General features: G+C 40.9%; 18 protein-coding genes and 7 tRNA genes. 17 read left to right on the top strand and 8 right to left on the bottom strand.

Translation table 11 applies throughout. The annotated features are described in order from the left end of the window. Positions 1 to 97: 97 nt before the first annotated feature. From MTP24_RS10510 to MTP24_RS10500, 3 genes are read left to right on the top strand one after another with little or no spacing between them, the layout of a single operon-like run. Positions 98 to 418, top strand: a complete 321-nt coding sequence (locus MTP24_RS10510) for a YqcC family protein (RefSeq protein WP_203986651.1) — start codon at positions 98 to 100, stop codon at positions 416 to 418. Further along, positions 411 to 1,175, top strand: a complete 765-nt coding sequence (gene truC / locus MTP24_RS10505; RefSeq protein WP_243531094.1) for a tRNA pseudouridine(65) synthase TruC — start codon at positions 411 to 413, stop codon at positions 1,173 to 1,175. The genes MTP24_RS10510 and truC overlap by 8 nt, the downstream gene beginning before the upstream one ends. Continuing rightward, a complete protein-coding gene (locus MTP24_RS10500) occupies positions 1,175 to 1,624 on the top strand; it encodes a flavodoxin (protein ID WP_039038071.1) in 450 nt (149 codons plus the stop codon). The genes truC and MTP24_RS10500 overlap by 1 nt, the downstream gene beginning before the upstream one ends. Positions 1,625 to 1,678: 54 nt before the next feature. Here the strand turns inward: MTP24_RS10500 and MTP24_RS10495 are convergent, their stop codons facing one another. Together MTP24_RS10495 and gloB are read right to left on the bottom strand one after the other, a co-directional pair. Beyond that, positions 1,679 to 3,262, bottom strand: a complete 1,584-nt coding sequence (locus MTP24_RS10495; protein ID WP_243531092.1) for a LysM peptidoglycan-binding domain-containing protein — start codon at positions 3,260 to 3,262, stop codon at positions 1,679 to 1,681. Between the two features lie 141 nt (positions 3,263 to 3,403). Next, positions 3,404 to 4,177, bottom strand: coding sequence for a hydroxyacylglutathione hydrolase (gloB, locus tag MTP24_RS10490; protein WP_243531090.1), 774 nt, complete (start codon positions 4,175 to 4,177; stop codon positions 3,404 to 3,406). Between the two features lie 53 nt (positions 4,178 to 4,230). On the opposite strand from gloB, the gene MTP24_RS10485 reads away from it, so the two are divergent. After that, positions 4,231 to 5,007: a class I SAM-dependent methyltransferase gene (locus MTP24_RS10485; RefSeq protein WP_243531088.1), complete on the top strand. Its 777-nt coding sequence runs from the start codon at positions 4,231 to 4,233 to the stop codon at positions 5,005 to 5,007. A gap of 11 nt (positions 5,008 to 5,018) precedes the next feature. Here the strand turns inward: MTP24_RS10485 and rnhA are convergent, their stop codons facing one another. Then, complete coding sequence (rnhA, locus tag MTP24_RS10480; RefSeq protein ID WP_006794051.1) at positions 5,019 to 5,483, bottom strand: ribonuclease HI; 465 nt, start codon at positions 5,481 to 5,483, stop codon at positions 5,019 to 5,021. Positions 5,484 to 5,551: 68 nt separating this feature from the next. Here rnhA and dnaQ point away from each other — a divergent pair, with 68 nt between their 5' ends. The 12 genes from dnaQ (at position 5,552) to MTP24_RS10420 (ending at position 11,502) form a co-directional block, all read left to right on the top strand. After that, complete coding sequence (dnaQ, locus tag MTP24_RS10475) at positions 5,552 to 6,265, top strand: DNA polymerase III subunit epsilon (protein ID WP_006794050.1); 714 nt, start codon at positions 5,552 to 5,554, stop codon at positions 6,263 to 6,265. 9 nt (positions 6,266 to 6,274) lie between these two features. Further along, positions 6,275 to 7,645 carry a TIGR03503 family protein gene (locus tag MTP24_RS10470; protein WP_243531086.1) on the top strand — a complete coding sequence of 457 codons (1,371 nt, stop codon included), beginning with the start codon at positions 6,275 to 6,277 and terminating at the stop codon, positions 7,643 to 7,645. Between the two features lie 97 nt (positions 7,646 to 7,742). Beyond that, positions 7,743 to 7,819: transfer RNA gene (locus tag MTP24_RS10465), tRNA-Asp, on the top strand. 27 nt (positions 7,820 to 7,846) lie between these two features. Beyond that, positions 7,847 to 7,923, top strand: a tRNA-Asp gene (locus MTP24_RS10460). 41 nt (positions 7,924 to 7,964) lie between these two features. Further along, positions 7,965 to 8,041, top strand: a tRNA-Asp gene (locus MTP24_RS10455). Between the two features lie 31 nt (positions 8,042 to 8,072). Continuing rightward, positions 8,073 to 8,149: transfer RNA gene (locus MTP24_RS10450), tRNA-Asp, on the top strand. Positions 8,150 to 8,187: 38 nt separating this feature from the next. Continuing rightward, positions 8,188 to 8,264: transfer RNA gene (locus MTP24_RS10445), tRNA-Asp, on the top strand. A 38-nt stretch (positions 8,265 to 8,302) separates the two neighbouring features. Then, positions 8,303 to 8,379 (top strand) — tRNA-Asp (locus MTP24_RS10440). Between the two features lie 53 nt (positions 8,380 to 8,432). Next, positions 8,433 to 8,509: transfer RNA gene (locus tag MTP24_RS10435), tRNA-Asp, on the top strand. 217 nt (positions 8,510 to 8,726) lie between these two features. Continuing rightward, positions 8,727 to 9,449, top strand: coding sequence for a helix-turn-helix transcriptional regulator (locus MTP24_RS10430; protein ID WP_243531083.1), 723 nt, complete (start codon positions 8,727 to 8,729; stop codon positions 9,447 to 9,449). A 350-nt stretch (positions 9,450 to 9,799) separates the two neighbouring features. Then, positions 9,800 to 10,390 (top strand): ATP-binding cassette domain-containing protein, encoded by a 591-nt coding sequence (locus MTP24_RS10425; RefSeq protein WP_243531081.1) that lies wholly within the window; start codon positions 9,800 to 9,802, stop codon positions 10,388 to 10,390. Then, a complete protein-coding gene (locus tag MTP24_RS10420) occupies positions 10,387 to 11,502 on the top strand; it encodes a DUF6136 family protein (RefSeq protein ID WP_243531079.1) in 1,116 nt (371 codons plus the stop codon). The genes MTP24_RS10425 and MTP24_RS10420 overlap by 4 nt, the downstream gene beginning before the upstream one ends. On the opposite strand, the gene fadE is transcribed toward MTP24_RS10420, so the two are convergent. Continuing rightward, entirely contained in the window at positions 11,503 to 13,959 is a 2,457-nt protein-coding gene (fadE, locus tag MTP24_RS10415) for an acyl-CoA dehydrogenase FadE (protein WP_006794046.1), read from the bottom strand. 304 nt (positions 13,960 to 14,263) lie between these two features. Here fadE and MTP24_RS10410 point away from each other — a divergent pair, with 304 nt between their 5' ends. After that, positions 14,264 to 15,028: a class II glutamine amidotransferase gene (locus MTP24_RS10410; protein ID WP_243531076.1), complete on the top strand. Its 765-nt coding sequence runs from the start codon at positions 14,264 to 14,266 to the stop codon at positions 15,026 to 15,028. 28 nt (positions 15,029 to 15,056) lie between these two features. On the opposite strand, the gene MTP24_RS10405 is transcribed toward MTP24_RS10410, so the two are convergent. The 4 genes from MTP24_RS10405 to cmoB form a co-directional block, all read right to left on the bottom strand. Then, positions 15,057 to 15,785, bottom strand: a complete 729-nt coding sequence (locus tag MTP24_RS10405; RefSeq protein ID WP_243531073.1) for a DUF3108 domain-containing protein — start codon at positions 15,783 to 15,785, stop codon at positions 15,057 to 15,059. A 16-nt stretch (positions 15,786 to 15,801) separates the two neighbouring features. Next, a complete protein-coding gene (gene purN, locus MTP24_RS10400) occupies positions 15,802 to 16,449 on the bottom strand; it encodes a phosphoribosylglycinamide formyltransferase (protein WP_006794043.1) in 648 nt (215 codons plus the stop codon). After that, on the bottom strand, positions 16,449 to 17,501 hold the full coding sequence (purM, locus tag MTP24_RS10395; RefSeq protein WP_006794042.1) for a phosphoribosylformylglycinamidine cyclo-ligase: 1,053 nt from the start codon (positions 17,499 to 17,501) through the stop codon (positions 16,449 to 16,451). The genes purN and purM overlap by 1 nt, the downstream gene beginning before the upstream one ends. A 190-nt stretch (positions 17,502 to 17,691) precedes the next feature. Continuing rightward, positions 17,692 to 18,660 carry a tRNA 5-methoxyuridine(34)/uridine 5-oxyacetic acid(34) synthase CmoB gene (gene cmoB / locus MTP24_RS10390; protein WP_039038061.1) on the bottom strand — a complete coding sequence of 323 codons (969 nt, stop codon included), beginning with the start codon at positions 18,658 to 18,660 and terminating at the stop codon, positions 17,692 to 17,694. Positions 18,661 to 18,663 lie beyond the last annotated feature (3 nt).

The raw sequence follows: 18,663 nt of genomic DNA, 5'->3' as shown, positions 1-18,663 counted from the left end.
CGGTCGTTTTTAACTGCAAAATTGCGCTAATTATACGCCATAGCGAGCTTTGTGGGAACAGGGTATAATTGCTGCATAACTTATAAAGAGGGTGGTTATGTTCCAACAGACCCAAGCTTATTTAGTGCAATTAAAAGCGCTATTACAAAAGCATCAACTTTGGCAATGTGAGCCAATTTCAACAGAGGCACTAAATTCTAGTGTTCCCTTTTGTCACGATTCGATGGCGTTTGAGCAGTGGCTACAGTTTGTCTTTATTGAAAAAATGCAGCATTTGATCACTTATAATCAACAATTACCGCGAAACTTTGCAATTGCTCCCATGGCGCAAATGACCTTGATTAATAAATCAGGTGGAAATGAAATTATAGAGGTGCTGACACAGCTAGATGCACTATTAGGAGAACCGCATGAGTGAGCGCCTAGCGCCTACTGAATACGGCGAACTCGACATTTTGTATCAAGACGAAAACTTTGTAGCCATTAATAAACCGTCAGGGCTATTGGTACATCGCTCCTTTTTAGATAAACATGAAACTCAATTTGCGATGCAAATGTTGCGCGATCAGTTAGGGCAGCACGTTTTTCCAGTTCACAGGCTAGATAGACCTACGTCGGGTGTGCTGCTATTTGCTTTAAGCTCTGAAGCCGCGCGCGATATGAATCAGTTATTCATTGAAGGTACTATTGCTAAGCGATATTTAGCTCTAGTGCGCGGATTTGCCCCTGATTCGGTTTTTTTAGATAAGCCTTTAAAAGAAGAGCTTGATAAAATTGCCGATAAATTTGCAGATCAGAATAAAGCACCTCAAGAGGCGCAAACTCAGTTTAATTGTTTGTATCAAGCTGCATTACCTATTCCAATAGGCAAATACCCAACGGTTAGGTACTCATTAGTTGAGTGTTTTCCTAAGACAGGGCGCAAGCATCAGATTCGCCGGCATTTAAAACATTTATCATTACCAATAATTGGTGATGTTAATCATGGCGACAATCAACATAACCAATTTTTTAGGGATCATTTTGAATTACGACGCTTAATGCTATTTGCAACTGAGCTGAGTTTTGTGCACCCTTATACCAACAAAGCAATAACGATAAAAGCGCCACTAGGTCATGATATGCTACAGATTTGTGAGCAACTTGGTTGGCCAAACGAAGAGAAGGATTATTAATGGCACATATTAGTATTTTTGTGGGCACTGTAAATGGTGGTGCTCAACGTTTAAGTGATGATATAGCTGCAACTATTAAGCAGGCTGGTCATAGCGCAGCGGTCATCACAGAGGCTTCGCTTGACGATATTAAAAACGCATCAAACATATTAATTGTTACCTCAACGACAGGACAGGGTGACGTGCCAAGTAACCTAGCTGGCTTATATTATGCGCTTAATAGTAGTTTTCCTATGCTTACAGATAAGCCATTTGGAGTGGTGGCTATGGGCGACAGAAGCTATGGTGATACTTTTTGCGGTGCAGGTCGAAGCTTTGATGAACTATTACGTGATTTACAAGCAAAACCTGTCGGTAACCGTTTAGAAATTGACGCGTGTGAAGATTTTGAGCCTTGGCCAGTGACAGAGCCTTGGTTAAAAGCATGGCTTGAAAAGCTCCCAGATTAATTTTTATATACCAACAAAAAAGGAGCGCATGCGCTCCTTTTTTGTTAGCTGAAATTAACTACTTCGTACATCCACTTTAAGCTTTAATTTTTGCCCCGGTTGTAAGTACTTTTGACCTGCTAAATTATTCCATTTGATAATTTCGCTTACCGTTAAATTAAACTTAGACGCAATACGCGCAAGTGAATCGCCTCTTCGTACTTTGTACGTAATCGTGCGATTAGTGCTTTTTGGTGCGCTGGTGGTTTTATTTTGTGATTTATACACTGTGAGCTTTTGATTTAAGCGCAGCACAGCGCTTTTTTTAAGTTTATTCCACTTTGCCAATTCATCCATGGTCACATCGTATTCGCGGCTGATATCCCATAAGGTATCGCCACTTTTTACGGTATGCGAAAGCTTAGTGCGTGATGTTTTATTTGCAGCCATACGCATTTGCTTTGGTAAGTGCTCGCTATTTATTGCACCATCGGTTAACGGGACTAGTAGCTCTTGTCCAATGCGTATCGTATTTGAATTAAGCTTGTTCAAAGATCTAATTGCGCTGGTGCTAGTGGTAAACTTTTTAGCAATTACAGATAAACTGTCGCCGCTTTTTACCTTGTATCGTTGCCAGCGAAGCCTATTTTTAATATCAGTATTGGCAAGCTTTTCAGAAAACTGCTGCGCTTTATCAATAGGTAAAAGCAAAGAGTGGGGGCCATTTGGATCTGTAGCCCAACGGTTAAACCCAGGGTTTAATCTGTAAAGCTCTGTTAATGTCATGTCGGCCATTTCGGCGGCAAGTGCTAGGTCTATTTGTGAGCCTACATCTACTACTTCTACTACTTGGGCGTTGATAATGGGTTTCCACGTTACATTAAATTCATCCGAACGTTTTAATAAGTCAGCTAGTGCCAGTAGCTTTGGTACGTAAGCCGTGGTTTCTCTTGGTAAATCTAATGACCAAAAATCGGTAGGCAAATGCTTTTTACGATTTTTTTTAATTGCGCGCATCAGGCGCCCTTCACCGGAGTTATAGGCGGCTATGGCATTGAGCCAATCACCTTCAAGTGTTTTGTGAAGATAAGATAAGTAATCTAGCGCTGCACGGGTTGATTGCACAATATCTCGGCGGCCGTCGTACCACCAGTTTTGTTTTAAATCAAAGCGCTCACCCGTTTGTGGCATAAATTGCCAAATCCCCGAGGCGGTTCTGTGAGAGTAGCCAAAGGGATCAAAAGCGCTTTCTACAATAGGAAGGAGCGCAATTTCGATTGGCATCTCGCGTTTTTCCACTTCTTCAACAATAAAGTGAAGGTAAGGCTCTGCACGTTTTGAAATACGGTCTAAATAACGTTGATGCTTCGCATAATAATTCCGCTCGGTCACAACCGGGCGGTTTTGAGGAACATTAATCGATAATTGGTAACGAATACGCTCCCATACATCGTCAAATACCGGCGCATCTTGTTCATCGCTATCTAGTTGTTGATATTGCGCGTTTACCATTAATGCATTGTTAATATCATTTGGGCTTGCACCTTCAAGCTTATTATTAGCTTGATTTGCGACCTGAGGGTCAGATTCTAAGGTGGTCAATGTTTGACAACCACTTAGCGCAAGCGCCAAGGTTAGTATAAGAGGAGATTTATTCATAAATACCAATACATCGGGTAAAAAACTCGGCAAATGTTACCTTTAATAAACTAACATTACCACTTTATGACAATTACAGCAGTTAGTAGAAAGTGTTCATGTATTTCAAGTTAATGATTTAAAATAATAAACTTATATGCGCTAAAAATTATCTTTGAACTTTCTCAGAGCAGCAAAGTTATGCCAAGGTTCATTGTTTTTTGTAACCGAGATAAATTCTTTAGGTACTTCCTCTATGATGGTTGGAATGTCGCTGCGCATAAACGGGTTTATTTTAAGCTCTTGGCTTATAGTGGTTGGCAGTGAAATTTTATCTTCTTTCCTTAACTCATCTACCAGCTCACTGTGTGCAAGTAACGATGGATTACGAGGCTCAACGGCTTTAGCAAAAGTTAAATTAGCTTGTGTATATTCGTGGGTGCAAAACACTTTACACCCTGCTGGTAGCATTTTTAATTTGTTTAGAGAATGCCACATTTGTTCACTAGTACCTTCAAATAAACGCCCACAGCCACCACTGAATAATGTATCACCAGTAAATGCCATGTTGTCATTCACAAAACAAATGTGATCAAGTGTATGCCCTGGAGTTGTGAGCACTTTAAAGTTGATGCCTAAAACATCAATACTATCGCTATCAACCAGTGGATGCGTCACTCCTTTAAAGGGGCTATTTTTAGGTCCATAAACTTTTATTGTTGGGTCATCTTTTACTAGCTGCGCAACACCATCGGTATGATCGTAATGATGATGGGTAATTAAAATGCCACCCAGTGTTAAGTTTTCTGCTGCGAGATGAGCTAGCACAGGCTCAGCCTGACCAGGATCAACGACCCATGCTTCAGCGTTGCCTTCAGTGGTTAAACACCAAATGTAATTATCTGAAAAGGCTTTAATTGCTTTGACTTGCACCATGTTAAATTGCTCTATAAAGTGACATTTAACGCATAGTATAACGAGCTCATAAAATGAAACCAGCCCTTAGTTTTCAAGAAGGACCCAAACCACTGTCGTGGCAACAGTTTCCTCACGGGGATTACTTGCAAGCTGATATTGAACGTAAAATGCAATATTGGCTACCACGCATGTTTGGTTACCATATGCTTAAGTTAGGTAACTTAAGCGGTGAGTTAAATACAAGTTTAAGTACTATTAAGCACCAGGTGTGTGTCGCTGAGCCCGGACCATATACAGGGGTAGTGGCCGATATAGATGAATTGCCTTTTTACGAACATAGTGTTGACGCGTGTATTTTAAGCCATTGTTTAGAGTACCACTCTGACCCACATCACATTTTACGCGAAGCTCATCGAACACTCATACCTGGCGGTTACGTTCTAATTACCGGGTTTAATCCGCTCAGCCTGTGTGGGTTGGCTCAAATGTTGCCGTTTAGCGGGCAAAAGTTACCATGGACAGGACGATTTTTTACCCCAGCAAGGGTAAAGGATTGGCTGAATTTATTGGGTTTTGAAATTGTAAGTGACGAGCGGTTTATTTATTCATCACTAGCTAGGGGAAACAGGTTATCACGGTTTGAATTTTGGCGAGCATTTGCCAAGCAGTATTTAAAACCTATGGGCAGTGTTTATATGCTGGTGGCTCGAAAACGCGTTGCGCCCCTTACACCCATAAAGCCTAAGTGGCACGCACGGCCACAATTTGTGCCTGTAAAAGGGGCGGGGCTTAGGCAAACTTCAAAGCAGCATTACAAAACGTGCGACCAAAAAAGTGATAACTATTAGCATCAAGTAAATTAAGGCTGGTAGCCCACATCTTCGAGTAAATCTGTGCTGCCAGCTGCATCACGAGCTAAATCGTCGACAATTTCGTTGTACTTATGGCCGCTATGACCTTTAACCCACTTCCAATTTACTGTGTGTTTGCTGCAAGCTGCATCTAGGCGTTTCCATAAGTCCACATTTTTAACTGGCTTTTTAGCTGACGTTATCCAGCCGCGTTTTTTCCAGTTTGAAATCCATGACTCGATACCTTGTTTTACGTATTGACTATCGGTAGTAAGGTTTACAACACAAGCACGGTTAAGTGATTCAAGTGCCACTATAGCCGCAAGCATTTCCATGCGATTGTTTGTAGTGAGCTTATAGCCTTGGCTTAATTTTTTTTCATGGGCGTCATAAATCATAAAAATACCATAACCACCGGGGCCTGGATTACCTAAACATGAGCCATCGGTGTAAATCTCTACGGTTTTTTGCACTGTTTTACCTTGATCTTATGTACAATAAAGTGATTATAGAAAGATACCAGAGTCAGGCTTAATTCGATATGGCACGCAGACAAATAGTTTTAGATACAGAAACAACCGGCATCGACCCTAAACAAGGGCACAGAATTATAGAGATTGGTTGTGTAGAGTTAGTAAATCGTCGTTTAACGGGTAATAACTTTCATGTTTATATTAATCCGCAACGTAGCATAGAAGAAGAAGCGATTGACGTTCACGGTATTACCAATGAGTTTTTACGCGACAAACCGCTTTACCGCGATATTGCACAAGAGTTTTTTGATTATATAAAAGGTGCTGAACTTGTAATTCATAATGCCCCGTTCGATGTGGGCCACATGGATAATGAATTTGCATTGCTTAATCAAGGTTTTCCAAATACGCATGATTACTGTCAAGTTCTCGACACGCTTAAAATGGCGCGTGACTTGCATCCAGGACAAAAGAATAACCTTGATGCGTTATGCCGACGTTACGACATAGATAACGCTAAACGTACCTTGCACGGGGCGTTACTGGATTCTGAAATTTTAGCTGATGTTTATCTTGCCATGACAGGCGGACAAACAAAGTTAAACTTAAATCAAAATAAAGATGATGGTAGTGAGCAACAGCAAGGCGGCATAAGACGTTTAAACAGTGAAAGAGCGCCATTGGTAGTATTACGCGCTACAGATGAAGAGCAAAGCGCACACGAAGCCAGATTGGATCTTGTAAATAAAGAAGGCGGCCAATGCCTATGGCGCGCTGAATAAGGCCTTATAATGAGAATAATGTATTTTGTAACCGTGTTATGTGCACTCAGTTTGTTATCAGGTAACGCATATAGCGCAGAGCAAGTTGAAGTTTTAAAACGGGATGGCCTACAAAATGAAATCCCCTTACTCGACAACCGCTTTCGAATTGACAGCCAAATAGACGAAATCACATTACTCTTTTTCAGAAAACCAGGGACACCTGCCGTTATTTTAGTTAGGCCTGATGGTAGTAAGTATTTTGCCACCAACGCCGTTAGGGATACTAATATTGAATGGTTTGACGAACTTAGCTATGACCTTGTCACCATAAAAAAACCAATGCCAGGTCCTTGGCAAGTTATAGGGAGTATTTTACCAGATAGCAGAATTGTTGTACTGGGTGAAATATCACTACAGGCAGAGCCATTACCTCCCATGCTTTTTAGAGGCGAAACGATAAAAGTAACTGGCCAAATTTTAAATGATGGTGAACCGATTAACGCTAATCTATTTAGAGATGTGGTTAGTCTTAATGTTGACTTTGTAAGTACGAATAACGATAGCTTTGCAAACTTTGGCGCAGGTACACAAGAAGTCGCCGAATTTAAAGACGACGGGCGTGGATTTGATGAACGTCCAAAAGACGGTGTATTTACCGGTGAGTTTAAACTTGTGTTCCCTGAAGGTGAGTGGACCCCAGAACTTTACATTTCTACTCCTTTACTGCAACGCAGAATCGTGCAAGACACCATTATTGTTCACGAACCCCCCTTTGGCTTTAATATCGCGCTTGCAGATGAAAATATTGATGAACATAAATTAACGATCACAACAGACAACAAAATAGTTAAACCAGAGACCGTTATTTTTCAGGGTAAGATTTATTACCCTAACAACGAAGAGCAAATGTTTACTATAAACGCTGCGCCAGGTGAGACAAGAGAGTTAATAATTAAAAACTATGACTGGGGGCGCTACAGTGTCGAACTGTCTGTATTTGGTACTAATAACAACGGCCGTGAATTTATGGCCACTTTACCAACCTATAAATTTGAAATAGCCCGGCCAATAGAAGCGGTACCAGAAGTTGACCCTGCAACCGTTGTTGAAGCCGAGCAAGCCACCCCCATTGAGCCGGAAGAAGAAAAAATGGCCACATCCACCATTGTGGGCTTAATAATTGGCGGTAATATTTTAATTATACTGCTTGGCTGGTTAGCTATTCGAATATTTGTGCAAAAAAAACCGATTAAAATTAAACTATCGTTACCTTTTTTTAATAAAAAGAAACACGCGAATCAAGATGCGGACGACACAGAAAAAAATCAAGTAGACAAAAATGGTTCAAAAAATGACAAATCAGGTGAAATTTTAAACCTTTCGATGTCAGATGACTAAAAAACCTGTAAAAAAACAAAAAAGCCCTTGACGAAATAGGGGCTGGTTCGTATTATTCACGCCGCTGTCAGGGAGACCTAAACAGCAACGAAAATGCGGAGTGGTAGTTCAGTTGGTTAGAATACCGGCCTGTCACGCCGGGGGTCGCGGGTTCGAGTCCCGTCCACTCCGCCAATTTTCGACAATTTGTAAGTATGCGCTGGAGTGGTAGTTCAGTTGGTTAGAATACCGGCCTGTCACGCCGGGGGTCGCGGGTTCGAGTCCCGTCCACTCCGCCAACACTTGCACAACATATGGTTGTAAAACATATTCTTATTATGGAGTGGTAGTTCAGTTGGTTAGAATACCGGCCTGTCACGCCGGGGGTCGCGGGTTCGAGTCCCGTCCACTCCGCCAATAAGAAAAAATAACAGTTTAAATACGCGCTGGAGTGGTAGTTCAGTTGGTTAGAATACCGGCCTGTCACGCCGGGGGTCGCGGGTTCGAGTCCCGTCCACTCCGCCAACTATTTAAACAACGTTATATTACAAAATTTGTATGCTGGAGTGGTAGTTCAGTTGGTTAGAATACCGGCCTGTCACGCCGGGGGTCGCGGGTTCGAGTCCCGTCCACTCCGCCAACAAATTAAGTAATGACAAGTAAAAAAGATATCTCTGCGGAGTGGTAGTTCAGTTGGTTAGAATACCGGCCTGTCACGCCGGGGGTCGCGGGTTCGAGTCCCGTCCACTCCGCCATTTGATATCGTAACAAAATTAGTAAGTGCATTACCCCATGCACATACCACTGCGGAGTGGTAGTTCAGTTGGTTAGAATACCGGCCTGTCACGCCGGGGGTCGCGGGTTCGAGTCCCGTCCACTCCGCCACTTGTTATTTCCTCAATAACGAGCTTATGAAGTCCTTTATTAAATAATTCAATAAAATATTATTTGGCTATCAGCTATCAGCTATCAGCTATCAGCTATCAGCTATCAGATCGACTCTTTTATACTAACCTGCTAATATTCCTTATTATTCTTCAGCTTCATATATCTGCATGAATTACCAAGAATCTAATCTCACTTTAAAAAAGGAAGCATTAAGATGAGCACATTAGGTCAGCAATTAAAGCAACTACGAAATAATAAAAAATTGAGCCAACCTGAATTTGCCCAGCAAGTAGGGATAGAGCAAAGTTATTTATCAAAACTTGAAAACGATAAATCAATTCCCTCAAATGAAATATTTAGAGCCTTATTAATAGCATTAAATCTTTCAATTGATGAATTTATGAAGCCACTAGTATCGAGTCACGATAAAGTTAGACTGATGCAAGTACCCGATGTAGAGCTGTGGTATAAAAGTAAAGAAGTAAAGAGCTCAGCCACGCAGCGTAAGGTTATTTATCTCGCAATGTTTTTAATATCTATTGGTTGTGCATTGTTTTATGCAGGACATGAAAACTATGTGTTCAATGAGCGCTTTTACGAATATAAATCACAAGGTGTGATCAAAACAGATGAACCTCTGAATGTTTTTACTCATTGGAATATTTATATTATTGAGTCGAATCGAGAAAAAAGAGATGAGAAAAATCGGGAAATGCAGGCCAGAAGGGTACCAAGTTTTAAGTTAATTGATGAGTATGCCGGTGAGTCATTTGTCGAGGACGTTGAGGGAGGTAAACGTGTTTATAATGTAAATGAACTCCCAAAGACCTTGTCACATGCGGGCAATAGTTGGTTTGAATTTATCGGCATATTTGCTGCTGTGTTTGGTTTGGTTCTTGCTGTACTTGAGCCAAAATTAACACGCCACCCACACTAACTATATAAATTAAAAATACGCCATTTAACTTTCAGTTTAGCCCATAGTTTCGTGTGGCTTAGGTAATTTTATAAGCAATTATACAACAAACTCGATAAGTCGCTAATACTTAAAATATTAAAGGATAATATTTAAATTACTTTAAAAGAGTGTATGTGCTTTGTAACCAAGTGAAAGCACCTTATCTGTTTAAACTTATCTTAATTTTGAAAAAGCACAAGGGTAGTCGCTGTTAACGGTATAGGTGGTTTCATGGCTTCTAATGTCGTTAGTATTATCTGTAGCTGTTGTGATGGGCTTTGTTTCTCATTAAAATTTTATACTATAACGCTAATTTAAAAGGATATTTTATGATTGAAGTCATTGGTTTAAATAAGCAATTTTCCAACAATGTAGTTTTTAAAAATTATAACCAGGTTTTTTCAGATCAAAAACTCTGCATAGAAGCACCTAATGGCCACGGTAAAACCACTTTACTTATGATGCTAGCGGGACTTGATATACCACAAAGTGGCTCACTTTTGTTTGCGGGGAGGGAGCTGAATGAGCCTACAAAAACAGTGGGCATAGCCAGTGACCGTATTACGTTACCTGATTTTTTATTAGCCCATCAAATTATTGACTTGTCTGTTAGTGCTATCAACTGCCCGTGGCCACATGAGCTGGTTAAAGGGTTTAGCTTTACGGCATTTTTAAATACGCGTTTTGATGCTTTGTCCTCGGGTAACCAAAAAAAGTGTCAGCTAATATTAGCGCTAATGCGAAAGTCACCGTATTTACTACTTGATGAGCCAAGTGCTGCGCTTGATCAAACAAGCATTGAGCACCTTTTACAATTACTCGATGTGTATTTAAATGATAAGCCTAATGGGCAAATTATTATTACTTGCCATGAGCCGGCTGTATTTATTGAGCATGGCTTTAAGTGTGTTTCGCTATGAGTTTCGCGAGCGTGAAAGGTAAGCTTGAGCAGTATCGTGCATTTATGAGTTATCGGTACCTAGCATACACGTTTGAGCTTAAGCAGCTGCTACTGCAGTTAAAAAGCTTTGGTTTGATATTTTTAGTAGTGTTGGGTTCATCCATTTTAGGCTTGGTGTTGTTGCTCTTTTTGGGCCTAGGGAAAATTATAGATAGTACAGATGCACCTGCATATGGTGCCCAAGTGGCCTTGTTTTATTTGTTATTGCAAAGTGTGATGTTAAGCGCGATTAAGCCGGCAATTAAAAATAGTAATCAGCGGCTATTTCAACACACAATAGCCTGTCCTAGCTGGCTAAACATAGCAGATATTAAATTATTACTTATTAGTAATGGCTGGCTTATAGCGAGTCTGTTGATAGCGCTTGATTTAACCTGGGCTCAGTGGATAAAAGTACCGCACTTTTTTGTTTTTATGTTTATACAGTTAGGTTTAGGCATTGTTTGTTTATACAAACCTAGCACACTCGTGTATGGATTTATTTTAAGTACTTTATTTTTGTTTACTCCTTTTGAGTTATCGCCGCTAATTTATCATTTGGGTTTTGCAATTATCTTTCTTTTAAGCGCATTTATACCTGTCATTAATATAAATGGAATGACGAGTGTTCGGTCTTTATTTAGCTTTTGGTTTTGTTACTTCATAAACCATAATTGGACATTAGTATGGCGTATATCGTTGCTTTTGTGTGTATTTATGGCATCGGCTGAGTTATTAGAAAAGCGGCCAGACCTTGTGAATATAATAGCCGGTGTGGCGGTTGCTTTTATTGTGCTTTTTAGCAGCTCATTACAATTTGATTGTACTAAAGTTCATGAACAACATCGGTTGTTTTTTAAAATGAATCAAAAGGCGCGAGCGTTTTATATTAGCCAGTTTATACCCAGTATGCTTTTGTTTTTAGGAGCCTTTATAGCCTATAGCATTACGTTTGAGAGATTAAACAGCACTTTGCTAAGCCTAGGGTTTGTGTGGTGTTTATTGCAGGTTTATTTTGCACAAAAAAAACCAGCGCATTATGCGCTGGTTTGGATTATTTCTAACGTTGGGTTGCTTGCTTTACTAAACTAGTTAAGCGGCATCCACTTTTGTAATAACGCTATCACGCGCTGCTTTACCTGCAAGCAAATCAGCAGGGTCAAAGTCATCTACGTTAATTACGTCTAAACGAGCTTGCTCTACAGCAGCTAGCTTATCGGCCTCGGCTTGGCTTAAAATACCTGCTTCAAGCCCCATTTGCGCCACTTTATCAAGTTGGAAAAACGGTAGTTTCACACCTTTCTCTTTACATACTCTTTCAAATAACGGCTCTACTTCTAGTACGTCTTTAAGCGTTTGCTCCTGACGACCTACAAGATTAAGAGGCTCATTTGTTAAGTATACATAACTTGCTAAACGGTTACGTGTTTCGCTAGGTACTTGTAAGATTTGAGCTAGTTTATGCTCTAACTTATCAGTCGGTTTGCGCACCGGGCGACCAAACGGGAACAATAACACTTTTAGTACGCCACGAAGTGGTGCAGAAGGCATATTGTTAATTAAATCAGCAAGCGCACGTTGACAGTGGTAAAGGTGATCCTGACAGCTCCATTGAACAAGCGCAAAATCTTCTTTTTTACGGCCTTCGTCGTTGTAACGCTTAAGCGTTGCAGATACTAAGTAAAGGTAGCTAAGTAAGTCACCTAAACGTGCAGAAATACGCTCTTTACGTTTAAGAGAGCCGCCAAATACAGCCATGCTAATATCTGACATAAGTGCTAAAGAAGCACTAAAGCGCGACGCTATACGGTAAAACTCAGCTGTTTCGTCATGGTAAGGCACACTTGTAAAGCGAGCACCTGTAAGGGCTAGCCATTTAGTACGCACTAGGTTTGACATAGTAAAGCCTATATGACCCATTAGCGCTTTATCAAATACGTTAAGCGCTTCTTCGCGGTCTTCAATTTCGCACGCACCTAGCTCGGTTAGTACAAACGGATGACAGCGAATCGCACCCTGGCCGTAAATGATCATATTACGGGTCAGGATGTTTGCACCTTCAACGGTTATGGCAATAGGTGCACCTTGATAGCCACGACCTAAATAGTTATTTGGACCAAGCATGATCCCTTTACCGCCAAGAACGTCCATTGCATGGATTGTTGCATCGCGCATTTGTTCGGTTAAGTGATATTTAATAATCGCTGATACAACAGATGGTTTTTCACCTAAGTCAACCGCACCAGTCGACATACTTACTGCAGCATCTGAGCTGTATGCGTAACCGGCAAGTTTAGCCATTGATTCTTCAACACCTTCCATTTTACCAATCGGTAAACGGAATTGACGACGAATACGGCTGTATGCACCCGTAGCGGTTGCAATCATTTTAATGCCGCCGGCAGAGTTAGACGGTAATGTAATTGCACGGCCTACCGATAAACACTCAACTAGCATGCGCCAGCCTTGGCCAGCCATATCTGGCCCACCAATAATGTAATCAAGAGGTACAAAAATGTCTTTACCGCGAGTAGGACCATTTTGGAATGGTACGTTAAGCGGGAAGTGACGACGACCAATTTCTACTCCAGGAGTATCTGTTGGGATCAATGCACAGGTAATACCTGGCTCTTTTACATCACTTAATAAGCCATCTGGATCTTGTAATTTAAATGCAAGACCAAGCACCGTTGCCACAGGCGCAAGCGTGATATAGCGCTTGTTCCACGTTAGGCTTATACCTACAACTTCTTCACCGTTCCATTGTCCTTTACACACAACACCGTAATCAGGGATTGAACTTGCGTCAGAGCCTGCTTCTGGTGATGTTAATGCAAAACATGGAATTTCTTGGCCGCTAGCTAAGCGCGGTAAGTAATGGTCTTTTTGCTCTTTTGTACCATAGTGTTGTAATAATTCACCTGGACCTAACGAGTTTGGAACACCAACAATTGACGAAAGTAATGTTGATTTACTCGTTAGTTTTTGAAGTACACAAGACTGAGCAAACGCAGAAAACTCTAAACCGCCGTATTCTTTTTTAATGATCATGGCAAAGAATTTATTGTCTTTAAGGTATTGCCATACATCTTGCGGTAAATCAGTTAGCTCGTGTGTTGCTTCCCAATCATCTAGCATGCTACATACTACTTCAACAGGGCCATCTATAAAGGCTTGCTCTTCAATAGTAAGTTTAGGCACAGGGTATTGGTGTAGCTTTTTCCAATCAGGGTTACCGCAAAATAAATCAGCTTCCCACCAAGTTGTACCCGCATCGATAGCTGACTTTTCAGTGTCAGACATGCTCGGTGTTACTTTTTTGAATACCGTAAAGATAGGTTTGATGATGTATTGCTGGCGAATACCAGTAACTGAAAGAGGCACTGCGATGATCAAAAAGATCAACCAGCTAATTAAACCAAAAGCACCTGCGAAGGTACCGATTAATAATGTTGCAGCAGAAACACCAAGTGCTGTGTTCCAACTCGCTCTGTGGTAAATCGCAGTGCACAGCAGCACGATTAAACCGAGTGTAAATATGAGTGTCATTTTAATTCCTTAATAGAGGTCAGACCACCTCATTTAGAGTAGCGCTAGTCAGCTCAAGTTTCAAGTAAATTAGCGTGTAAAATTATAGTAAAAAGTCAGAAGTTTTGCTTTACAAAATACCTTTTAAGGGGACAGATAGTGCTTTTTGCCATACACATTATGTTTTTTATTAATTCAGAGCGTTAAAAATTTATAATTCAGGTAGCCATAATGATTTTTTTAAGTAAATATGCAACTAATTTAGAAAATTTTTTTTGTAAAATGTACTGCTATTTATCCGTACTTTTTAAGGGCTTTTTTATAAATGTGTGAATTACTTGGCATGTCAGCCAATGTACCTACTGATATCTGTTTTAGTTTTTCTGGTCTTTTGGAGCGAGGCGGTAATACAGGTCCGCATAAAGATGGCTGGGGTATTACGTTTTATGAAGGTAAGGGCTGTAGAACATTTAAAGATCCTGAGCCCAGCTATCAATCTGAAATTGCTAAGCTTGTTAAATCCTATCCTATAAAAAGTGTGTCGGTTATTAGTCATATACGTCAAGGTAATCGCGGGCGAGTATGTCTTGAAAATACCCACCCGTTTACGCGTGAGCTGTGGGGGCGAGAAATAACCTATGCACACAATGGGCAGCTTTCAAACTATCACGATTTAAAACCTGAATATTATCGTCCAGTGGGTAATACTGACAGTGAACTCGCTTTTTGTTGGTTGCTTGATAAAATTCGTGAAAAATACCCTAAACGACCTTCTAATATGGCGTCTGTTTTTAGATACGCTGCCAAGCTTTCTCATACGTTACGTGAAAAGGGCGTATTTAATATGTTGTTGACCGATGGCGTATTTGTTTTAGCGTACTGCACAAATAACTTACATTACATAACGCGCCGTGCGCCTTTTGGTAAAGCTACATTAATTGATGCCGATATGGTTGTTGATTTTCAAAAAGAGACAACCCCAAACGATGTGGTGACTGTCATTGCAACAAGGCCGCTTACTAATGATGAGCGTTGGCAAAAAATGGAGCCAGGCGAGTTTTCGTTATTTAAAATGGGTGAGCTTATATAGTTCACCCATTTTGCAAATAAATCGTTAGCTAGTTAGCTTGAAGGTTTTTAGTGTGCTCAGCTGTTGCGGTTGGTGCAGTCACGGTAAAGGAGTTCATTTGAACTTCAAACTGCTCAGTCCCTTTTTTACCTTTCCACATGCGCACAAGCATGTAATCCATTTCAGGTGCAAACCAAGCAAGGGCTTGTCGTTTGTCGGTATCGTATAAACGTTTAACTTTAATTGCCTCAATGTTACCTATAGGCAAAGAAATCATTTCTGTGCCTACCACTTCAAAGTTATAATCCCGACGGTTACCTTTTTTATCAATAAGCGGAAAAGAGAAGTTGGTTACACCTTTTTTTAACCCCTCACGAACCTGAACTTGGTACGAAATTGCGTCTTGATAATTATCATGCCATTCACAGTTTAGAGGGTATTCGCTTTTATTACTCATTACTTTTTGCGCTTTGAAGTCAAAATCTAGCTTATAATCTTCATCAGGCAAAGTCCCTTCACTTTTTTGATAATAATGTGATGGTATTATCTTTTGTTCTTTATAAGTAAAAGTTGAAGACTCTTCTCGCACATCAGTAAATATCATCCAGTCAATATCACTGGAATATTTTATTCTGTATGTGTTTTCATCGATTTTTTTAAGAGTACGAATAGCTTTACCGTGATTGCTGCCTTTACGCAAAATATCATACTTGGCTTCATATTGAGTCAATTCGCCTGCAATAAGGCTTGTTGGAAGTAAAGCGCCCGCACATAGCATTAGGGCGCTTATTTTTTTATTGTGGGTAGTGCGCGCCGTGTGCAGGAAGTTGTTTTTTGTCAAGAACCGCATAATCTGCTTCCATAGTAAGTCTTTGTTCACTGAACCATTTGACCACCAAAGGATAAATTATATGCTCTTGTTCGTGCACGCGTTTTGCTAATGTGTCTGCTGTATCATCCTTGAGTACAGGTATTTGTGCTTGAAGAATGACCGGACCACCGTCTAATTCTTCAGTTACAAAGTGAACACTTACGCCATGAACATCGTCTTTTGCATCAATTGCTCTTTGGTGGGTATTCAGCCCCTGGTACTTAGGCAACAAAGATGGATGAATGTTCAACATTTTTCCAATATATTTTTGCACTAAGCTAGGTGTAAGAATACGCATAAACCCAGCTAATACAACTAGATTTGGTTCAAAAGAGTCAATAACGTTCATTAACTGCGCGTCGTAGGCCTCGCGCGAGTCAAAATCTTTATGACTGAGTACTTGCGTTGCAATGCCTGCATTTTTAGCACGTTCTAGGCCATATGCGTCTGCTTTATTGCTAATAACAGCCGCAATATGTCCGTTTATCTCGCCACGTTCACAGGCATCAATGATGGCTTGTAAATTAGAGCCACTGCCTGAAATTAAAACTACTAGACGAGTAGGTGCCATTACTTAGCACCACCTACGATGTCTACTTGCTCTTCGCCTGGTGCCGCATCTTGGATTTCGCCAAGGTGCCAAGCGTTTTCACCTAAATCTTTAAGCATAGTTAAGCTTTGCTCAAGTTTATCGGCAGGAACAACCAAAACCATGCCTACACCACAGTTAAATGTGCGGTACATCTCATGCGTAGTAATGTTACCGTTTTCTTGTAACCAGTTAAAAACACTTGGCCACTGCCAGCTATCGCCTTTAACCACAGCTTTAGCTGATGCAGGTAATACGCGTGGAATATTTTCCCAAAAGCCACCGCCAGTAATGTGCGAAAGGGCATGCACGTCAACGTGCTTAAATAACTCAAGTAAAGGTTTAACGTAAATACGTGTAGGCTCTAATAAATGCTCGCCTAATGTTTTACCATCAATTACTTGATTGGTGTCGGCGTTAGATACCTCAAGTACTTTACGAATTAAAGAAAAACCATTTGAGTGTGGGCCACTAGAAGCAAGGGCAATAAGCTGATCGCCTGCAGCTACTTTAGTACCATCAATGATTTTTGATTTTTCAACCACACCGGTACAAAAGCCTGCCATGTCGTAGTCTTCACCATCATACATACCTGGCATTTCTGCTGTTTCGCCACCAATTAGGGCACAACCTGAAATTTCACACCCTTTACCAATACCTGTTACTACGTCGGCTGCTGTGTCTATGTCTAGTTTACCCGTTGCGTAGTAATCTAGAAAAAACAGGGGTTCAGCACCTTGAACAATTAAATCGTTTACACACATAGCTACTAGGTCAATACCTACGGTATCGTGCTTTTTAAGGTCAATTGCCATACGCAATTTAGTACCCACGCCATCAGTACCCGCTACTAATACAGGTTGTTTATAACCTTCAGGAATTTCGCAAAGTGCGCCAAAACCACCAATTCCGCCCATCACTTCAGGACGACGGGTTTTTTTAACTACGCCTTTAATACGCTCAACAAGTGCATTACCAGCGTCGATATCTACGCCCGCGTCTTTATAGCTAAGAGACTGTTTTTGTTCGCTCACAGGTTTTCCTCAAAATAGTTGTTTTGGGTTGCTTAGAAACGCGCGTATTTTACAACAATTGCATCTGCGCGGCTAGCGTAAATATAGGTTTGAAATAATTAACAAGGACACTTGTCCGCTGTTTGTTGTTTAAATAAACAAAAAAACGCCCGTTGGCGTTTTTTTAGTATTAAAAGCGTTAAATTAACCGCTATGCTTTGGCGGTTAGTATCGCTCTAAGTGGAGCAGGGTAGCCTTCAATGGTTTTACTGGTGTCGGTTGGGTCTAAAAAATCAACTAACGATTCGTTTTCCATCCAATCGGTTTTGCGTTGTTCATCAAGCGTGGTCATTGCGCAATCTTTTATTTGCACATCTTTAAAGCCAACGCGCTCCATCCACAGTTTTAATGCAGCAGTACTTGGAATAAACCACACATTGCGCATTTTTGCGTAGCGGTCGGTAGGCACGAGTACTGTGTTTTCATCGCCTTCAATAACTAAGGTTTCAAGCACTAACTCGCCGCCCGGGCGAAGCTGCGCTTTTAACTGCGCTAAAAAATCAATTGGCGAGCGACGGTGATAAAGTACCCCCATTGAAAATACCGTATCAAAGGCTTTAAGCTCTGGCAGGGCTTCTACACCTAATGGTAATAAATGCACGTTTTCGTCGGGGTTGAAGTGTTTAATTGCCTGAAACTGGCACAAAAATAAGTCAGAAGGATCAATACCCACTACAAACTCGGCGCCTTCTCCGCGCATGCGCCATAAATGATAGCCAGAGCCACAACCAATATCTAACACTGTACGGCCTTTTAATGGTTCAATATGTGGAAGCAGGCGATCCCATTTCCAATCACTGCGCCATTCGGTGTTTATTTCAATACCGTGCACACTGAATGGGCCTTTTCGCCAAGGCATCATGCGCTTTAATAAGTGTGTAGTTTGCTTTTGTTGGCCTTCACTCATTTCCCCTTTTGCGCCAATTTCTACTTTAGTGGCTATATCAACGTGAGTTGTGTTTATTTCAGGCAAATTTTTAAGCACTTTTTGCCATTGTGGTAAATCACCATGGCTTGCCTCTAACTGCCAATGTTTTAATTGGGCGGGTAGCGTTTCTAGCCAGTGGCTAAGTGGGCTTTGTGCAATTGCAGCGTAAAATTGGTTAAACCATTGAGACATAAA

Origin of the sequence: Pseudoalteromonas sp. APM04, from assembly GCF_022809815.1 — a bacterium.
GTDB lineage: Bacteria > Pseudomonadota > Gammaproteobacteria > Enterobacterales > Alteromonadaceae > Pseudoalteromonas > Pseudoalteromonas marina.
This window is presented reverse-complemented; position numbering and strand designations above follow the sequence as displayed.

Bases quoted from the DNA above. Each gene is read 5' to 3' on its own strand.
- MTP24_RS10510 (WP_203986651.1), top strand. From the start codon at position 98: ATGTTCCAACAGACCCAAGCTTATTTAGTGCAATTAAAAGCGCTATTA.
- truC (WP_243531094.1), top strand. From the start codon at position 411: ATGAGTGAGCGCCTAGCGCCTACTGAATACGGCGAACTCGACATTTTG.
- MTP24_RS10500 (WP_039038071.1), top strand. From the start codon at position 1,175: ATGGCACATATTAGTATTTTTGTGGGCACTGTAAATGGTGGTGCTCAA.
- MTP24_RS10495 (WP_243531092.1), bottom strand. From the start codon at position 3,262: ATGAATAAATCTCCTCTTATACTAACCTTGGCGCTTGCGCTAAGTGGT.
- gloB (WP_243531090.1), bottom strand. From the start codon at position 4,177: ATGGTGCAAGTCAAAGCAATTAAAGCCTTTTCAGATAATTACATTTGG.
- MTP24_RS10485 (WP_243531088.1), top strand. From the start codon at position 4,231: ATGAAACCAGCCCTTAGTTTTCAAGAAGGACCCAAACCACTGTCGTGG.
- dnaQ (WP_006794050.1), top strand. From the start codon at position 5,552: ATGGCACGCAGACAAATAGTTTTAGATACAGAAACAACCGGCATCGAC.
- MTP24_RS10470 (WP_243531086.1), top strand. From the start codon at position 6,275: ATGAGAATAATGTATTTTGTAACCGTGTTATGTGCACTCAGTTTGTTA.
- MTP24_RS10430 (WP_243531083.1), top strand. From the start codon at position 8,727: ATGAGCACATTAGGTCAGCAATTAAAGCAACTACGAAATAATAAAAAA.
- MTP24_RS10425 (WP_243531081.1), top strand. From the start codon at position 9,800: ATGATTGAAGTCATTGGTTTAAATAAGCAATTTTCCAACAATGTAGTT.
- MTP24_RS10420 (WP_243531079.1), top strand. From the start codon at position 10,387: ATGAGTTTCGCGAGCGTGAAAGGTAAGCTTGAGCAGTATCGTGCATTT.
- fadE (WP_006794046.1), bottom strand. From the start codon at position 13,959: ATGACACTCATATTTACACTCGGTTTAATCGTGCTGCTGTGCACTGCG.
- MTP24_RS10410 (WP_243531076.1), top strand. From the start codon at position 14,264: ATGTGTGAATTACTTGGCATGTCAGCCAATGTACCTACTGATATCTGT.
- MTP24_RS10405 (WP_243531073.1), bottom strand. From the start codon at position 15,785: ATGCTATGTGCGGGCGCTTTACTTCCAACAAGCCTTATTGCAGGCGAA.
- purN (WP_006794043.1), bottom strand. From the start codon at position 16,449: ATGGCACCTACTCGTCTAGTAGTTTTAATTTCAGGCAGTGGCTCTAAT.
- cmoB (WP_039038061.1), bottom strand. From the start codon at position 18,660: ATGTCTCAATGGTTTAACCAATTTTACGCTGCAATTGCACAAAGCCCA.